Origin of the sequence: Acinetobacter sp. A22 (assembly GCF_030913345.1) — a bacterium.
In the GTDB taxonomy this organism is placed as follows: Bacteria; Pseudomonadota; Gammaproteobacteria; order Pseudomonadales; family Moraxellaceae; genus Acinetobacter; species Acinetobacter junii.
Genome location: NZ_CP133162.1, coordinates 949,046 through 963,400, shown reverse-complemented (window position 1 = coordinate 963,400; position 14,355 = coordinate 949,046). Strand labels below are relative to the sequence as shown.

Sequence of the window (14,355 nt, the reverse complement as noted above, 5' to 3'; positions counted from 1 at the left end):
ACCTTTTTAATCGGAATAATATTATTAAATCACAACTGTTTTAATCAAGTTTAAAATAATAAAAACCAATTAATTTAGTTGGATAATAATTAGAATTAAAATTAATCAACAATACACATAAATAGTTGTTTTTGATAATTTTTATTGTTTATTTTTATTTAAACTATCCTAAAGGTTTATTTTTAATAAATTTTATTTAATAATGTTTTATATCTTTTAAATATGAGGCTAAGTTCTATGAACACGAGTTCTCAAGATCCTAATCGGAAATTAATCCGTGAAATCACAATCATTCTTATTATTAAAGTTGTGATTTTGCTTGTGATTAAAAACATCTGGTTTGATGCCCCAACAATTCCCAAAGATTTTAACAATGAAGTCGCTGAGCGTATTGCTGGCGACATGTCCAACAATCAGGAGACACGTTGATGATTTCTGAAAGCGTGGTCGATCTTTCGCGGTTCCAATTCGCAATGACCGCAATGTATCACTTTCTTTTCGTCCCTCTAACTTTAGGTCTTGCGTTTATTCTTGCCATTATGGAAACCACATATGTGATTTCAGGCAAAGAGATTTATAAAGATATGACCAAATTCTGGGGAAAACTCTTCGGGATTAACTTTGCCTTAGGTGTTACCACTGGTTTAACAATGGAGTTTCAGTTTGGTACAAACTGGGCATATTACTCTCACTATGTAGGTGACATCTTTGGTGCACCACTTGCCATCGAAGGCTTAATGGCTTTCTTCCTCGAATCCACTTTTATCGGTCTGTTTTTCTTTGGATGGGATCGTTTATCTAAAGTCCAGCATTTAGGTGTAACTTGGTTAGTGGCAATCGGTTCGAATATGTCTGCGCTATGGATTCTGATCGCAAACGGTTGGATGCAAAACCCTGTTGGTGCAGCGTTTAACTACGAAACCATGCGTATGGAGTTGGTTGATTTCGGCGCTTTGATTTTCAACCCAGTTGCTCAAGTAAAATTTGTACATACTGTTTCTGCTGGTTATGTCACTGGCGCAATCTTTGTATTGGCAATCTCAAGCTATTACCTGTTAAAGAAACGTGATTTACCATTTGCACGTCGTTCATTCGCTATTGCTGCGATCTTCGGTCTAGCATCTACACTTTCAGTCATCTTACTTGGTGATGAGTCAGGCTATGAGTTAGGTGACGTCCAAAAAACTAAACTCGCTGCGATTGAGGCTGAATGGCATACAGAACCTGCACCTGCTGCTTTCACTCTATTTGGTATCCCGAACCAAGCAGAGATGCGTACAGACTATGCGATTAAAATCCCTTATGTGATGGGTATCATCGCTACTCGTTCTACGGATAAACAGGTTACAGGCTTACATGATCTCATGAAAGAACATGAAGTCCGTATCCGTAATGGTATGATTGCTTACAGCGAGTTGGAAAAGTTACGAGCTGGTGATCGCTCTCCAGAATTGCTAGCATCTTTTGAGCAAAATCAAAAAGATCTTGGCTACGGTTTATTATTGAAAAAATATACACCAAACGTTGTTGATGCAACTGAAGCTCATATTCAGGCTGCAACAAAAGACACTATTCCAAACGTAGCAGCACTGTTCTTCTCATTCCGTGCAATGGTTGCTTCAGGCTTCCTAATGCTCTTGCTCTTCATTCTTGCAACTTGGGCTGTGGCTAAACGTAATGCAGAGAATAAACCTTGGTTACTTAAGTTTGCCTTGTTTGCTTTACCTCTACCATGGATTGCAGCACAAACGGGTTGGTATGTCGCAGAAGGTGGTCGTCAACCGTGGTCAATTGGTGAAATCTTACCTACACATCTTTCTGCTTCTAGTGTGAGTGCTGGTGATGTATGGGGTTCAATTATCGCCCTAGCTGCTTTCTATACTGTATTGCTCATTATCGAGATGTACTTAATGATCAAATTTGCACGTTTAGGTCCAAGTTCTTTGCATACTGGTAAATATCACTTTGAGAAACTAGCTGCAAACACTAAGGAGGCTCAATCATGATCGAATATGAACTCCTAAAAATTATTTGGTGGGTTTTGGTTGGTGTACTACTCATTGGCTTTGCCCTCACCGATGGTTTCGATATGGGCTCTATGGCATTAATGCCATTTGTAGGAAAAACTGATTCAGAACGTCGTGCTGCGATCAATACGATTGCGCCACACTGGGATGGCAATCAGGTTTGGTTTATTACCGCAGGTGGTGCGCTCTTTGCTGCATGGCCGATGGTATATGCAGTTGCATTCTCAGGAATGTATTGGGCTCTATTATTGGTACTTTTTGCCTTGTTCCTTAGACCAGTTGGATTTGATTATCGCTCTAAGCTAGAAAATACCCAATGGCGTAACTCTTGGGATTGGGGACTTTGTATTGGTGGCGCTGTTCCTGCTCTAGTATTTGGCGTTGCATTTGGTAATTTATTCTTAGGTGTACCATTCACACTAGATGAAACTCTACGTTCTCAATATACAGGTAGTTTCTTTGCATTATTGAATCCATTTGCACTTATTTGTGGTTTGGTGAGTTTAAGTATGCTGTCTGCACATGGTGGCGCATGGTTAATGTTGCGCACAGATGGTGATCTCCATAATCGCTCAGCCAAAGCAACTCAAATCATGGCAATTGTATTCCTAGTATGCTTTTTGGCTGCAGGTGCATGGTTATTCTTTGGAAATATCTCAGGCTATAGTTATGCAGTGGCAGTAGATACAAATGCGGCATTAAACCCACTTGCAAAAGATGTGGTAACAAATGCCAATCATGGTTGGTTAAATAATTATTCAACTTACCCAATCACGATGGCAGCACCTATTGCAGCAATTCTTGGAGCCTTACTGGTCATTATTAGTGCAGCAAAACATAAAGCAGCAGCTAGTTTTACAGGTACAAGCCTCATGATTGTTGGTGCAATTTTAACAGCAGGTTTTTCATTGTTCCCATTCTTATTACCGTCAAGTATTGATCCAACATCAAGCTTAACCATGTGGGATGCTGTTTCTAGTCATAAAACATTAGGTGTAATGACAGTAGCTGCTTGTATTTTCGTACCTATCATTTTGATCTATACCTCTTGGTCTTACTACAAAATGTGGGGTGTCATCACCAACAAACATATTGAAGAAAACTCTCATAGTTTGTATTAATCAGGAGATGTGAAATGTGGTATTTTGCATGGATTCTAGGCGTTTTGATGGCATGTTTTGCTGGGGTACTTAGTGCACTCTATATTGAACATCACCAAGACTTAGATGAGGAATAATAAAATGGCTCAAGTCATGTCAACACCAAAGAATAGTAAAGCGCAAATTGTTGCAATGACCGTTTCCTTTTTGTTGGCATTGCCTCTTGCTGCAATTTTATTAGTTCATCCTGCACTCATGCTAGATGAAAATGGTCACTATAATCACAGCATACTCATGTTAGTCATGATTGGGATTTCAGGTGGTTTTATTCATGGTGTAGGATTTGTACCTAGATTTTGGTTGTGGAAATGGTTATTTAGCCCTTTTATCGCATGGCCTTTAATGCTTTTGGGATATTTTATTTGGTTAGGTAATTAATGTATCAATATTAAAAGAGGAAGTTCATACTTCCTCTTTTTTCACATAACGTAATTACAATTAAATTACTTCACACACACAAACCAATCACCTAATTCTTTTAGTCATTTCAACTAGACTTACTGGGATTAATGGTATTCCTACCTCCGCAGTTATTGGATAATCATCAACAACACCAGTGCGATTAAATCCTCTACGTTCATAATATTCAATAAGTTCTTTACGCACACTAAGTACATAAAGATTAATATTCAAAACATCAGCATAAGTGTCACGTATATATTTTTCAGCAAAACTCAACATTCGATGCCCTATGCCTAAATTTTGTAGATCGGGATCAATTGCAAATGTCCCTATTTCTACAAATTCACGCATGAGGGTCAGTCCAATGCAAGCAATTATTTTTTCTTCAAATTGGGCTGTATACAACTCATAATTTTTATTATTAAGATCAGAAATTAATTGCTGCTTAGATATACGTGCACCCTTTACGTAGTCTTTTTCTGTTGTCCAACTTCGACCAAATTGATTTCGATAAGCCGCATTAATGACTTCAACCAAACGATCTATATCTTCAATTCTTGCTTTTCTTATATCTAAGTACATTTTAATAATCATGAGCCAATAAAAAACCGATGATAACATCGGTTTTTTAAACAGATACTAAAAAGTTAATTAGTTTGACCTGCTAACCAAGCCATAAACTTTTGTCGTTCAGCTTTAGAGGCTTTCTGCCATAAATCAACCAATTGCTGATCTGTGGATTTGATCGAATTTGTACTCGCAACAGTTGCAATCGGTGCTTCGATAACTTGATTAGTTGCTGCTGCACCATAAACTGGTGCTGGTTGATTTACTGCATTATTTTTATTCTTACTAGTTAAATCTAGAGTACGACTAATTAAATTACTACCAGTGAACCATGGTTGAGCTTCATTATTCGCACCTGTTTGCTGCACAACTAATTTTTTGTTTTGATCATACAAAGCAACAGTTGGTTGTTCAGCGTATTTCTTTGCAGCTTCAAAACTTTTAGGCGCATTCACTAATCCAAGTACATAAGACTGGTTATCCTGAAGTTCTGTAGCTTGTAAAGTTACAACGCCAGATTTAACGATGTCATGCTCACCATTTAAATGCTCAAAATATTCACGATAGCGTACATTGACCGTCAAATTACCAGGATCAACTTGATAGTTATTCTTTTTTGATGCGAGAAGACCATTATTTACTTCTTGACCGTTTACAGCAAGAATGACAATTTCTTCTGGTGCAGTGATTGTAACTGCTGAAAAAACTGAACCACTTAAAAATAAACCTAAAGCAGCAACACCAACTCTTAAAGACATTAGACTCTTCTCGATATAAACTATTTACGAAACCGTATGCACTATGCTACGAGATTGTGACTATTTTATGACAATAAACCAAACCGACCGTGCTTACAATTCGGCTTTTATTAGATATACATCTTTTTTAGTGATATAAAAAATAGAACTTTAGACGAACCCATTACTTCAAAACAAAAAAGAGCACTTGAAAGTGCCCTTTTTAATAATCTTGAAAACTTAGTTAAAAGTTTTGAAACGTGCAGCGTCATCCATAAATGGTTTATCGCCTGCTGGTGCTTCAATTGAACCAAATACTAACTGAGCACGTAATTTCCAATTTGCAGGAATATTATAAGTCTCAGCAACTTCCGCATCTACAATCGGATTATAGTGCTGTAATGATGCACCGATACCAATTTCAGAAAGCGCCGTCCAAGTTGCAAACTGAGCAATCGCACTTGAATGTTCAGACCATACTGGGAAATTATCAGCATATAAAGCAAACTGTTCTTGTAAACCTTTTACAACATCTTGATCTTCATAAAATAATGCAGTACCGAAACCTGCTGCGAAGCTATCAATTTTTTGATTTGTGCCTTCAAATGCTTCAGCTGGTACGATTTTACGTAAAGTCTCACGAACGATGTTCCAGAAATTTGTATGTGATTCACCATAAAGCGTCACAACTCGAGATGTTTGTGAGTTAAATGCTGAAGGGCTTTGTTTTACTGCTTCGCGAATCGTTTCTTCAATTTTCGCTTGATCTACTGTCACGTTTTTGCCAATAGCATAAATCGTACGGCGAGCTTTGATGCTGTTTAAAAAGTTACTCATGTTGTTATTCCTCTTTTACCCTTTGGGTGTTATCTTGGATTGAATGTAGTGTATAACGGCTTATTTTTTATTAGTAGACCAAAAAATATAACAGATCGTTTTATTTTTGAAACGACCATAAATGGTTGCATATTTTTAGATCACAATAAAGCTGTAGATTTACCTTAATTTCCTTTCATTGCTTTGAATATAAAAAAAGAGGCTCTAAGAACCTCTTTTTAAAAGAATAAGCTAAAAAATTAAAAATTATTTCTCAGTCTCGAACAAAGCAGCAACAAATGATTTAGCAGAGAAAGGACGCAAATCGTCAATCTTTTCCCCAACACCGATATAACGAATCGGCACATGAGTACGACTTGCGATATTGAATAAGACACCACCTTTAGCAGTACCATCTAACTTAGTAATTGTAATACCAGTCAAGCCAACAGCCTCATCAAAAAGCTGTACTTGATTGATCGCATTCTGCCCTGTACCAGCATCCACAATAAGCATAATTTCATGTGGTGCAGTCGCATCTATCTTTTGCATTACGCGCTTAACTTTTTTTAACTCTTCCATTAAGTTAGATTTGTTTTGCAAACGCCCTGCCGTGTCAGCAATGAGAACATCGATGCCTTTTGCACGGGCACTTTCGAATGCATCAAAAATCACAGAAGCACTGTCTGCACCATGACCCTGTGCAACAACTGGGATATCGTTACGCTCGCCCCAGATCTGCAGTTGTTCAGTCGCTGCGGCACGGAAAGTATCACCAGCGGCAAGCATGACCTTCTTTCCTTCACCCTGTAAACGTTTTGCAAGCTTACCAATGGTTGTTGTCTTACCAACACCATTTACACCTACCATTAAAATGACATAAGGAGACTTGTTAGGATCAATATGTAGTGGCTTCACACGAGGAGCCAATAATGCTACCAACTCTTCTTGCAATGCTTTATACAAAGCATGTGAATAGATCAAATCTCCACGTGCTGTACGCTCTGTCAGATTTGCGATAATTGTTTTTGTTGCCTCAACACCGATATCTGCAACCAAAAGTTGTTCTTCAACTTCTTCTAATAGCTCATCATCGATTTCTTTACCACCGATCAAAATATTGACCATACCATCGGTAAAACTACGACGAGTTTTGGTTAATCCATCCTTCATACGTCCAAAGAAACCTGTTGATTTGGTTTCTTCTTCCTCTTCTGAAGATACTGATTGATGTTGCTCAGTTATTTCGACGTTAGTAGCTGGTGCAGGTGTTGTCTCAACTGTTGTTTTTACAGCTGGCTCAATAATGGGAACATCGACAGCAGGTAAACTCGGTAATGTGACATCATCATCGCCGATATCAGCATCTATCAAGAATTTATTTTGCATATTCGATTGCTGTTGCATGTCAATTCCTTGAGAATAAAGCAGCTTTTTAAAAAGATGGTCAGTCTAGCATAAATAGATTTTATTTTCCCGACTGCTACAAATCCCTCATTTATAATTAAATTACTTTGATTAAAACTCATTCATCATCGAGCGAAAGTGCAGGATATTCTTGGATACGTGTAGATTCAAATTGAAACGCATTTAATAGTTTTAAATATTCGACCCGACGAATTTTTTGAGCTTGTAAAACATTCAAAGCCATAGCCTGCGTTTTAGGATGGCTAGCTTGTTCAGCCAATTGCATAACCTTCAGATATTGATCCTGAGTCACTGGTCGTAGCAGAGCATTAAATGAAAGAATAAAAATGGCTATTAGAATAAATATCACTAAATAGACATTAAACTGATCTAATTTATGCCCTAATTTTAGCTCTAAGATTTTATGTTTTAAATGTTTAGACAGCATGACTAACCTCAATATTAGAAGTAGTGTATGTGCCTACGTAACTCAGTACAAGACTCACGTTCAATAAGCCGCCAAAATGTCGTTTATTGAACGTGATGGTTATAGGTCAACTTACTAATGTACGTACAAAGGCGAAGTAAAGGATAAATGCAATAATCACTAAACTAACAAATACAGCAAACATTCCCACTCCACTTTCTGCATCTGCTGGATGTAAATCATCATCATCTGCTATACGGCGCAGCTCTCCGTTATAAATTTCATAAAAACGATCTTTTTGCTCTGGGCTAAGCGTACTCGCAAAATCATAAACCCTTTTACGCTGAGCTAAACAATAATCACCCAAATGAATTTCTTGATGGAAAATAGCCTCATCAAGTAATTTTCGATGATGATGTGCCAATTCAATAATTTGATTTTCAGATGGTGGAACATCAAAGGTTAAACCATCGATTACGTTTGACATGTTATTCTCCTTTTCTATTATTTTCACTTTGATTTTACTTAAAATTATTTGCTAGAAATGTTTAATCGTGTAAGCTTTTATTTACAGAAAGACACTCGATATATTTGACAATTCCATTATTTTTGTCATAATAATTTAACAATTCAAAGTTAAATTAGCTTATATTCAAAGTAAAGTGTCTTTGGATAGAATTTGCGGTAATCATAATTAAAATAAGGAGTTATATATGATTCAACATTTCACACAACACGAACTAGAGCATGTGTATGCAAATGCGGTTAATACCATTCAATCGCAAAAAAACTTTCAAGATGCAGTGAAAGAACTTGAAGAAGTAGCAAAAGCAGGTCATGGTAAAGCAGCATTATTTCTAGCAGAATTGTATTATCAAGGTTTCCGAGTAGAGCGTGATTCACTTAAAGCTCAATACTGGCAAAAGATGGCAACCTTACAAGCATAAAGAGACGTCACCTAGGTGGCGTTTTTTTATGCCTGCAACAAAGATAAAAAGTTATCTTTATCTGAGTTAAAAAATGTAATTTCTTTAGCATCTAAAATTTAATTAGAGCTTACTTTTTTCAATAAATGTGATGCAGATTACGATTTATTGAAATAATTAGAATATTTGCTTACGATTTTGATGAATTGATTAAACATAAATGCAAAGTATATTTCTTATAATAAAACATGAGTTTATAACTATATAAGTTTAAGAATATGTATCGGTTTAACCATTTTCAACCTGTTTCTCGTGAGTTGATGATTAAAATTTCAATCCTAAAAACAATGATGTATTGCGGTGTACTTTGGGGTCTTTATCATCAAGGTTGGGCAATCAAATCTGATCAAGATGGTCACGTATTCCCTTTTTGGCTAAATGGCGTCCAAGCACACCGTTATGCAAAATCACATTGGAAACATTACCAACCACGTAAAATCACACCTAAAGACTTTCACGAATCGTTGCTACCTACTTTGACCCGATTACAAGTTGAACCTGCTTTATTTAATTCTTCGCACAGAAAATTCAAACTTTCTACTCAACAAATGCAGCACTTTTTCTTTATGCCAAAAGACACTGTAATGCCAGCAGTATAAAGCGTCTAATCAATGACGACTTTTTAAGCACTTACATTAAAAAGTCGTCATCGAAGATAAATTAGGGCTTTGCATTTAAAAAAAATACCGTTAAGTTAAATGAAAATGACAATACAACACAGGTGGATAAATAATGACAATCGTTGCTCAAGTCATCAAGAATAAAGCTGTACAATCTATTTTTACGATTTCACCAAATGCGACTGTACTTGAAGCAATTAAAATCATGGCAGATAAAGGTGTTGGTGCTTTAGTCGTTGCAGAAGATGAAAAAGTGGTTGGAATTTTCTCTGAGCGTGACTATACACGTAAAATCGCCTTGATGGAGCGCTCTTCAAATAATACGCTTGTTTCGGACATTATGACTTCAAAAGTGATTTCTGTAAGCTTAAACAATACAGTTGAAGAATGCTTAAACTTAATGACAGATCGTCATTTACGCCATTTACCTGTCCTAGAGAATGAAAAATTAGTTGGTTTTATTTCAATTGGTGATTTAGTCAAAGCTGCTATGGAAGATCAGCGCGTTTTAATTGAACAGTTACAACAGTATATTTCTGGCTAATTGATTAATATAAAAAAAGGGCAATTTGATTGCCCTTTTTTTATTTACAAAAATCAATCTTTCAAGAAATTCTGAATGGCTGGTACAAGACGCTTAAGAAGATCGTCTGCTTGTTCTTGTGTCATGTTTAATGGAGGAAGTAAACGAACCACTGAACCTGCGGTTACGTTAACAATTAATTTGTATTCATCGCGAGCGATTGCAACAATTTCAGCACAATCTTTAGGTAATTGAATACCAATCATCATACCAAAACCACGAACTTGAACATTCAAATCATTTAAATGCACTTTGAGCTGTTCAACTATGTATGCACCCACTTTAGCCGCATTTTCTACAGCATTTTCATTTTGAAGTGTGTCAATCACTGTGTAAACAACACGTGAACCTAAAACAGTTCCACCATATGTCGAACCATGACTACCAGCACCCAATAGTCCAACTGCTTTACCTTGAGTCATGACCGCACCAACAGGAAAACCATTTCCTAAACCTTTTGCAGTTGTCATTACATCAGGAACTATATTGGTGTGTTGGTATGCAAAATATTTACCTGTACGACCATTACCAGTTTGGATTTCATCAAGCATCATCAACCAATTGTGCTGATTACATAGTGCACGAACTTCTTCTAAATAGCTGAAGCCTTGTGGAGCAGTATTGACACCACCTTCACCTTGAATTGGCTCAATCAAGATAGCAACAATGTCAGGATGATTGATCGCAGCTTCCTGGATTGCCTCAACATCACCAAATGGAACTCGAATAAATCCTTCAACTAATGGCGCAAAACCTTCTTGAACTTTTTTATTCCCTGTTGCAGACAAGGTTGCCAAAGTACGACCATGAAAAGATTGTTCAGCAACGATGATTTTAGGATTACTCACACCTTGCTGCGCACCAAATTTGCGAGCAATTTTAATTGCACCTTCATTTGACTCAGCACCGCTATTTGAAAAAAAGATTTCTTCCATTCCTGACACCTCAGCGAGTTTCTGCGCAGCAGCTGTCTGCCAAGGGATTTCAAATAAGTTGCTGGTGTGTACTAATGTTGCGGCTTGCTCTGCTATTGCTTCTGCAATCACAGGATGAGCATGACCTAAACCACATACAGCAATACCTGTCAAAGCATCTAAATATTCAGTACCATCTGCTGTATACAGATACGCCCCTCGTCCTCGAACAAAACTGATCGCTTGGCGACCATAAGTAGCCATAAGATGTGAAGGTTGATCAGGTTGCACAGGAGCAAGAGTGATATTAGTCATAACAAACTCAATCTATCGTTAGTTGTGTTGAAAAAGGTTATATAAGCAAAAACCTGTGTAGATTGAAAGCTTAAACTCACATTTATACAAGAAAAATCTTTAGCAATAGCCCGCAGCTAATTTTTCGGTATATAATTTGGAAAGATTAGTTGAGGATCTATCTATGACGGAACAAGCGCGTGATACAGTAGCGTTAATTCGTGATCAAATTGCGAAACACCCTGTTTTACTTTACATGAAAGGCACTCCACAATTCCCACAATGTGGTTTTTCAGCTCGTGCAGTTGAAGCACTTAGTCAAATTGGTCGTCCATTTGCCTATGTAAATATCTTAGAAAACCAAGATATCCGTGCAACATTACCTCAAATTGCAAACTGGCCTACTTTCCCACAGTTATGGGTAAATGGTGAGCTTATTGGTGGTAGCGATATCATGCTTGAGATGTTCCAAAATGGTGAATTAAAACCATTAGTTGAGCAATATAGCCCAGCACCTGAAGCATAAGTTTAAAAAGCCAATCTCTTGATTGGCTTTTTTATTACTTACAACTTAAACCGATATAACGAAACATCCCTTCGACGCCCAAATCTGATTTTAAAATAAGTACATCTTCATATGTTGACTTTGAAATACTAGAAAAGATATTCATATTGGCATCTTCATGAATTTCATCAACAGATTGTGACAAAGTTTCTTCAAAACGATCTGCTATATATTCAAATCCCAAGTCCATAGCGATAAATAACGTATGATCACATGGTTGGATATATTGCTCTTGTTCCCAATCTAGTACAGCTTGTTGACAATATGGGCAGACAATATTTTGAGTTGAATCGGCAATATTAATAAGTTGATAAGACATGATGATAAAGCTTAAGAAATTAAAAGCAGTTTAAAAGAATATCCTAATCAAAGCTATCCAGCTCAGGAGTATTTAGCACATGGTCTCTATAGAACAAGCTATCGCTTTTGCCGCTACAAAGCATATGGGACAAGTCGATAAGGCGAATGCCCCTTATATATTACATCCTTTACGCGTCATGATGAACGTCTCAACGATTCAGCAAAAAATTGTAGCCGTGTTGCATGATGTTCTCGAAGATACTAATACTACTGTAGATGAACTATATGAATTAGGATGTGATAACGATATTGTTGAAGCAATTCTAGCATTGACTAAACTAAAGGGTGAATCTCGAACTGAGGCTGCAAAACGCACCCTTCAAAACCCTATAGCACGTGTTGTGAAAATTGCAGATATCAATGACAATATGGACTTATCGAGGATTCATTCACCTACAAATAAAGATTTTAAACGAATTAAAGAATATCAACTGGTTCGCGATATTTTGACACAAAGTATTTAATCAATCGGTTTATACTAACCTAGAACTTATAAAAGCTGGAGTTTATGGCAGAATGCTAACGGATTTAGATGATTTTTACTGCTTTGCACTGGTTGTAGAACATGGTGGTTTTAGCGCAGCCGAACGTGCAACTGACATCCCAAAATCTAAGCTTAGCCGTAGGGTCTATAATTTAGAAGAACAATTAGGCGTTCGCCTCATTCAACGTAGTTCACGACATTTTGCTGTCACTGATATCGGTATGGATGTCTATAGATACGCACAAGTCATGATGAATGCCGCGCAAGCAGCACATGATGTGGTTAATCACTTAAGTAGCGAACCTCGTGGCGTGATCAAAGTGAGCGTTCCTGTCGACATCGCCCAAAACCAAATGGCCAAAATACTACCCGCTTTTTTGAAGAAATATCCCGAAGTACGCGTACAAATGATGGTCAGTAACCGTCGTGTTGATGTTATTAATGAAGGTATTGATCTAGCTTTAAGGGTTCGTTCTAAATTAGATGATGACCCCAATCTCGTATTAAGAGAGTTTGAAGCAATAGAACAACGTCTTTTTGCCAGTCAAGCATATCTTAATGAATTTGGACACCTAAATACACCTGAAGAACTGAGCAAACACCGTATTATTAGTATGTCAGAAGATCATCTCGATCAACAATTCTTATTAAGTGGCCCAAATAATCAACAACAAAAAATTAAAGTTAACCCAGTGATTATGGCTTCCAATCTTTTAATGTTGGCACAACTTGCAAGCCAAAATTGCGGTATCGCTTTATTACCAGATAGTATTGCTCAAGATTTTGTAAAATCAGGACAATTAGTAAAAGTATTACCAGAGTGGACTGCACCTCATGGTATTTTTCACGCTGTATATCCATCGAGAAGAGGTTTGCTACCTGCCGTACGTGTATTTATTGATTATCTGGTTGAACAACTAACGATGTGCTCTACAAGAAAAAGGCCTGATTTTTAATCAAGCCTTGATGATTCGAAACCCTTTAAATTGAAGGATAATGTCCAGTTCCATTTGGCCATGGCGTCAATAACTCAAAACCATCATCAGTCACAGCAACCATGTGTTCCCATTGCGCTGACCAAGATTTATCCTGAGTAACAACCGTCCAACCATCACTCAACTCTTTAACAAATGGTTTCCCAGCATTAACCATGGGTTCAATCGTAAATACCATGCCTTTCTTCAGCACCATACCCTGACCTTTTTGCCCGTAGTGCAAAATGTTTGGCTGTTCATGATATACGCGCCCAATTCCATGACCGCAATACTCTCGAACAATACTATAGCCTTCACGCTGTGCTACAGATTGAATTGCATGACCAATATCACCTAAAGTCGCACCGGGTCTTACAGTATGAATACCAGCAAGCATCGCTTCGTAGGTTGTTTCTACTAATTTTTTTGCTTCAGGAGTAGGTTCACCCACAAAGTACATTCTACTGGTATCACCAAAGTAACCATCTTTGATGACAGCTACATCAATATTTAAAATATCACCTTCTTTTAAAATCTTCTTTGCAGAAGGAATTGCATGACAAACCTCTTCATTGACGGAGATACACGTAGTCTTCGTAAAACCATGGTAGCCAACATTGGCAGGTATCACTTGCAGCGTATTTACAATGTAATCATTACAGATATCATCTAGGTATTCTGTACTTACGCCAGGCTTAATAAACTCGCCTATCATTTCTAAAACTTGTGCCGCTAAACGTCCTGAGATTCTTAACTTCTCAATATCTTGTTCCGTTTTGATGGTCACAGTAGAAGCTCTCATTCGAGATATTCCTTATTAAAAAAAATAAAATCAAAAAATAATGCATAGGCGTTGCATTCATCATTTCTATAGTTTTACGCCTTAGCTTTCAAATGTTCAATGCTTTTATGGACAAACACCAATTAATTGTACATTTAATTTAGATTTTTATCATAATATCATCATGTTTAACCCATTTTTTCACTTTTAAAATCATTTCAAACAATTATGTTTACCAATCCTAATTATAT

At 37.0% G+C, this 14,355-nt stretch carries 20 protein-coding genes; 11 read left to right on the top strand and 9 right to left on the bottom strand.

The window, feature by feature from the left end; translation table 11 throughout:
* The first annotated feature begins 237 nt into the window (after positions 1–237).
* Genes cydP through Q9Q86_RS04865 form a run of 5 tightly spaced genes read left to right on the top strand, consistent with a single transcriptional unit; the run spans position 238 to position 3,565 of the window.
* Positions 238–429 carry a cytochrome oxidase putative small subunit CydP gene (cydP, locus tag Q9Q86_RS04885; protein WP_004911375.1) on the top strand — a complete coding sequence of 64 codons (192 nt, stop codon included), beginning with the start codon at positions 238–240 and terminating at the stop codon, positions 427–429.
* Positions 429–2,006 (top strand): cytochrome ubiquinol oxidase subunit I, encoded by a 1,578-nt coding sequence (locus Q9Q86_RS04880; protein ID WP_004962109.1) that lies wholly within the window; start codon positions 429–431, stop codon positions 2,004–2,006. The genes cydP and Q9Q86_RS04880 overlap by 1 nt, the downstream gene beginning before the upstream one ends.
* Positions 2,003–3,148, top strand: coding sequence for a cytochrome d ubiquinol oxidase subunit II (cydB, locus tag Q9Q86_RS04875; RefSeq protein ID WP_075696540.1), 1,146 nt, complete (start codon positions 2,003–2,005; stop codon positions 3,146–3,148). Before Q9Q86_RS04880 ends, cydB begins: the two co-directional genes overlap by 4 nt.
* A gap of 14 nt (positions 3,149–3,162) precedes the next feature.
* A complete protein-coding gene (gene cydX, locus Q9Q86_RS04870) occupies positions 3,163–3,264 on the top strand; it encodes a cytochrome bd-I oxidase subunit CydX (protein WP_004653762.1) in 102 nt (33 codons plus the stop codon).
* Between the two features lie 4 nt (positions 3,265–3,268).
* The gene (locus tag Q9Q86_RS04865) at positions 3,269–3,565 is read left to right on the top strand and encodes a cyd operon YbgE family protein (protein ID WP_004911382.1); all 297 of its coding nucleotides are present in this window, start codon (positions 3,269–3,271) and stop codon (positions 3,563–3,565) included.
* Positions 3,566–3,652: 87 nt separating this feature from the next.
* Here Q9Q86_RS04865 and Q9Q86_RS04860 read toward each other — a convergent pair whose 3' ends face one another.
* The 6 genes from Q9Q86_RS04860 to Q9Q86_RS04835 all read right to left on the bottom strand — a co-directional run bounded on the left by Q9Q86_RS04860 (position 3,653) and on the right by Q9Q86_RS04835 (position 8,030).
* Positions 3,653–4,183, bottom strand: a complete 531-nt coding sequence (locus Q9Q86_RS04860; RefSeq protein WP_112986406.1) for a GNAT family N-acetyltransferase — start codon at positions 4,181–4,183, stop codon at positions 3,653–3,655.
* 53 nt (positions 4,184–4,236) lie between these two features.
* On the bottom strand, positions 4,237–4,914 hold the full coding sequence (locus Q9Q86_RS04855) for a DUF2057 family protein (protein ID WP_112986407.1): 678 nt from the start codon (positions 4,912–4,914) through the stop codon (positions 4,237–4,239).
* A 219-nt stretch (positions 4,915–5,133) separates the two neighbouring features.
* Positions 5,134–5,730: a nitroreductase family protein gene (locus tag Q9Q86_RS04850; protein WP_112986408.1), complete on the bottom strand. Its 597-nt coding sequence runs from the start codon at positions 5,728–5,730 to the stop codon at positions 5,134–5,136.
* 246 nt (positions 5,731–5,976) lie between these two features.
* Positions 5,977–7,116 carry a signal recognition particle-docking protein FtsY gene (ftsY, locus tag Q9Q86_RS04845; RefSeq protein WP_004954150.1) on the bottom strand — a complete coding sequence of 380 codons (1,140 nt, stop codon included), beginning with the start codon at positions 7,114–7,116 and terminating at the stop codon, positions 5,977–5,979.
* Between the two features lie 118 nt (positions 7,117–7,234).
* Entirely contained in the window at positions 7,235–7,564 is a 330-nt protein-coding gene (locus Q9Q86_RS04840; RefSeq protein WP_112986409.1) for a hypothetical protein, read from the bottom strand.
* A 106-nt stretch (positions 7,565–7,670) separates the two neighbouring features.
* The gene (locus tag Q9Q86_RS04835; RefSeq protein ID WP_004954146.1) at positions 7,671–8,030 is read right to left on the bottom strand and encodes a hypothetical protein; all 360 of its coding nucleotides are present in this window, start codon (positions 8,028–8,030) and stop codon (positions 7,671–7,673) included.
* 226 nt (positions 8,031–8,256) lie between these two features.
* On the opposite strand from Q9Q86_RS04835, the gene Q9Q86_RS04830 reads away from it, so the two are divergent.
* The 3 genes from Q9Q86_RS04830 (at position 8,257) to Q9Q86_RS04820 (ending at position 9,693) form a co-directional block, all read left to right on the top strand.
* Positions 8,257–8,490, top strand: a complete 234-nt coding sequence (locus tag Q9Q86_RS04830; RefSeq protein WP_004911406.1) for a hypothetical protein — start codon at positions 8,257–8,259, stop codon at positions 8,488–8,490.
* A gap of 257 nt (positions 8,491–8,747) precedes the next feature.
* On the top strand, positions 8,748–9,128 hold the full coding sequence (locus Q9Q86_RS04825) for a DUF2750 domain-containing protein (RefSeq protein ID WP_004911409.1): 381 nt from the start codon (positions 8,748–8,750) through the stop codon (positions 9,126–9,128).
* A 133-nt stretch (positions 9,129–9,261) separates the two neighbouring features.
* A complete protein-coding gene (locus tag Q9Q86_RS04820) occupies positions 9,262–9,693 on the top strand; it encodes a CBS domain-containing protein (RefSeq protein ID WP_004911413.1) in 432 nt (143 codons plus the stop codon).
* A gap of 53 nt (positions 9,694–9,746) precedes the next feature.
* Here Q9Q86_RS04820 and Q9Q86_RS04815 read toward each other — a convergent pair whose 3' ends face one another.
* Positions 9,747–10,961: an aspartate aminotransferase family protein gene (locus Q9Q86_RS04815; protein WP_005402559.1), complete on the bottom strand. Its 1,215-nt coding sequence runs from the start codon at positions 10,959–10,961 to the stop codon at positions 9,747–9,749.
* A 163-nt stretch (positions 10,962–11,124) separates the two neighbouring features.
* On the opposite strand from Q9Q86_RS04815, the gene grxD reads away from it, so the two are divergent.
* Positions 11,125–11,466, top strand: coding sequence for a Grx4 family monothiol glutaredoxin (grxD, locus tag Q9Q86_RS04810; protein ID WP_004772459.1), 342 nt, complete (start codon positions 11,125–11,127; stop codon positions 11,464–11,466).
* Positions 11,467–11,500: 34 nt separating this feature from the next.
* Here grxD and Q9Q86_RS04805 read toward each other — a convergent pair whose 3' ends face one another.
* Complete coding sequence (locus Q9Q86_RS04805) at positions 11,501–11,824, bottom strand: hypothetical protein (RefSeq protein WP_004954140.1); 324 nt, start codon at positions 11,822–11,824, stop codon at positions 11,501–11,503.
* A gap of 79 nt (positions 11,825–11,903) precedes the next feature.
* On the opposite strand from Q9Q86_RS04805, the gene Q9Q86_RS04800 reads away from it, so the two are divergent.
* Complete coding sequence (locus Q9Q86_RS04800) at positions 11,904–12,329, top strand: HD domain-containing protein (RefSeq protein ID WP_112986410.1); 426 nt, start codon at positions 11,904–11,906, stop codon at positions 12,327–12,329.
* A 52-nt stretch (positions 12,330–12,381) separates the two neighbouring features.
* Complete coding sequence (locus Q9Q86_RS04795) at positions 12,382–13,305, top strand: LysR family transcriptional regulator (RefSeq protein WP_112986411.1); 924 nt, start codon at positions 12,382–12,384, stop codon at positions 13,303–13,305.
* Between the two features lie 25 nt (positions 13,306–13,330).
* Here Q9Q86_RS04795 and map read toward each other — a convergent pair whose 3' ends face one another.
* Positions 13,331–14,125, bottom strand: a complete 795-nt coding sequence (gene map / locus Q9Q86_RS04790; protein WP_004911430.1) for a type I methionyl aminopeptidase — start codon at positions 14,123–14,125, stop codon at positions 13,331–13,333.
* Positions 14,126–14,355: the final 230 nt, after the last annotated feature.

What these genes read in the sequence shown, in the direction of transcription:
- Q9Q86_RS04800 (WP_112986410.1), top strand. Translation starts at nt 11,904, where the DNA reads ATGGTCTCTATAGAACAAGCTATCGCTTTTGCCGCTACAAAGCATATG.
- Q9Q86_RS04855 (WP_112986407.1), bottom strand. Translation starts at nt 4,914, where the DNA reads ATGTCTTTAAGAGTTGGTGTTGCTGCTTTAGGTTTATTTTTAAGTGGT.
- map (WP_004911430.1), bottom strand. Translation starts at nt 14,125, where the DNA reads ATGAGAGCTTCTACTGTGACCATCAAAACGGAACAAGATATTGAGAAG.
- Q9Q86_RS04825 (WP_004911409.1), top strand. Translation starts at nt 8,748, where the DNA reads ATGTATCGGTTTAACCATTTTCAACCTGTTTCTCGTGAGTTGATGATT.
- cydX (WP_004653762.1), top strand. Translation starts at nt 3,163, where the DNA reads ATGTGGTATTTTGCATGGATTCTAGGCGTTTTGATGGCATGTTTTGCT.
- Q9Q86_RS04815 (WP_005402559.1), bottom strand. Translation starts at nt 10,961, where the DNA reads ATGACTAATATCACTCTTGCTCCTGTGCAACCTGATCAACCTTCACAT.
- Q9Q86_RS04865 (WP_004911382.1), top strand. Translation starts at nt 3,269, where the DNA reads ATGGCTCAAGTCATGTCAACACCAAAGAATAGTAAAGCGCAAATTGTT.
- grxD (WP_004772459.1), top strand. Translation starts at nt 11,125, where the DNA reads ATGACGGAACAAGCGCGTGATACAGTAGCGTTAATTCGTGATCAAATT.
- Q9Q86_RS04880 (WP_004962109.1), top strand. Translation starts at nt 429, where the DNA reads ATGATTTCTGAAAGCGTGGTCGATCTTTCGCGGTTCCAATTCGCAATG.
- Q9Q86_RS04860 (WP_112986406.1), bottom strand. Translation starts at nt 4,183, where the DNA reads ATGATTATTAAAATGTACTTAGATATAAGAAAAGCAAGAATTGAAGAT.
- Q9Q86_RS04830 (WP_004911406.1), top strand. Translation starts at nt 8,257, where the DNA reads ATGATTCAACATTTCACACAACACGAACTAGAGCATGTGTATGCAAAT.
- cydP (WP_004911375.1), top strand. Translation starts at nt 238, where the DNA reads ATGAACACGAGTTCTCAAGATCCTAATCGGAAATTAATCCGTGAAATC.
- Q9Q86_RS04795 (WP_112986411.1), top strand. Translation starts at nt 12,382, where the DNA reads ATGCTAACGGATTTAGATGATTTTTACTGCTTTGCACTGGTTGTAGAA.
- cydB (WP_075696540.1), top strand. Translation starts at nt 2,003, where the DNA reads ATGATCGAATATGAACTCCTAAAAATTATTTGGTGGGTTTTGGTTGGT.
- Q9Q86_RS04820 (WP_004911413.1), top strand. Translation starts at nt 9,262, where the DNA reads ATGACAATCGTTGCTCAAGTCATCAAGAATAAAGCTGTACAATCTATT.
- Q9Q86_RS04850 (WP_112986408.1), bottom strand. Translation starts at nt 5,730, where the DNA reads ATGAGTAACTTTTTAAACAGCATCAAAGCTCGCCGTACGATTTATGCT.
- Q9Q86_RS04805 (WP_004954140.1), bottom strand. Translation starts at nt 11,824, where the DNA reads ATGTCTTATCAACTTATTAATATTGCCGATTCAACTCAAAATATTGTC.
- ftsY (WP_004954150.1), bottom strand. Translation starts at nt 7,116, where the DNA reads ATGCAACAGCAATCGAATATGCAAAATAAATTCTTGATAGATGCTGAT.
- Q9Q86_RS04840 (WP_112986409.1), bottom strand. Translation starts at nt 7,564, where the DNA reads ATGCTGTCTAAACATTTAAAACATAAAATCTTAGAGCTAAAATTAGGG.
- Q9Q86_RS04835 (WP_004954146.1), bottom strand. Translation starts at nt 8,030, where the DNA reads ATGTCAAACGTAATCGATGGTTTAACCTTTGATGTTCCACCATCTGAA.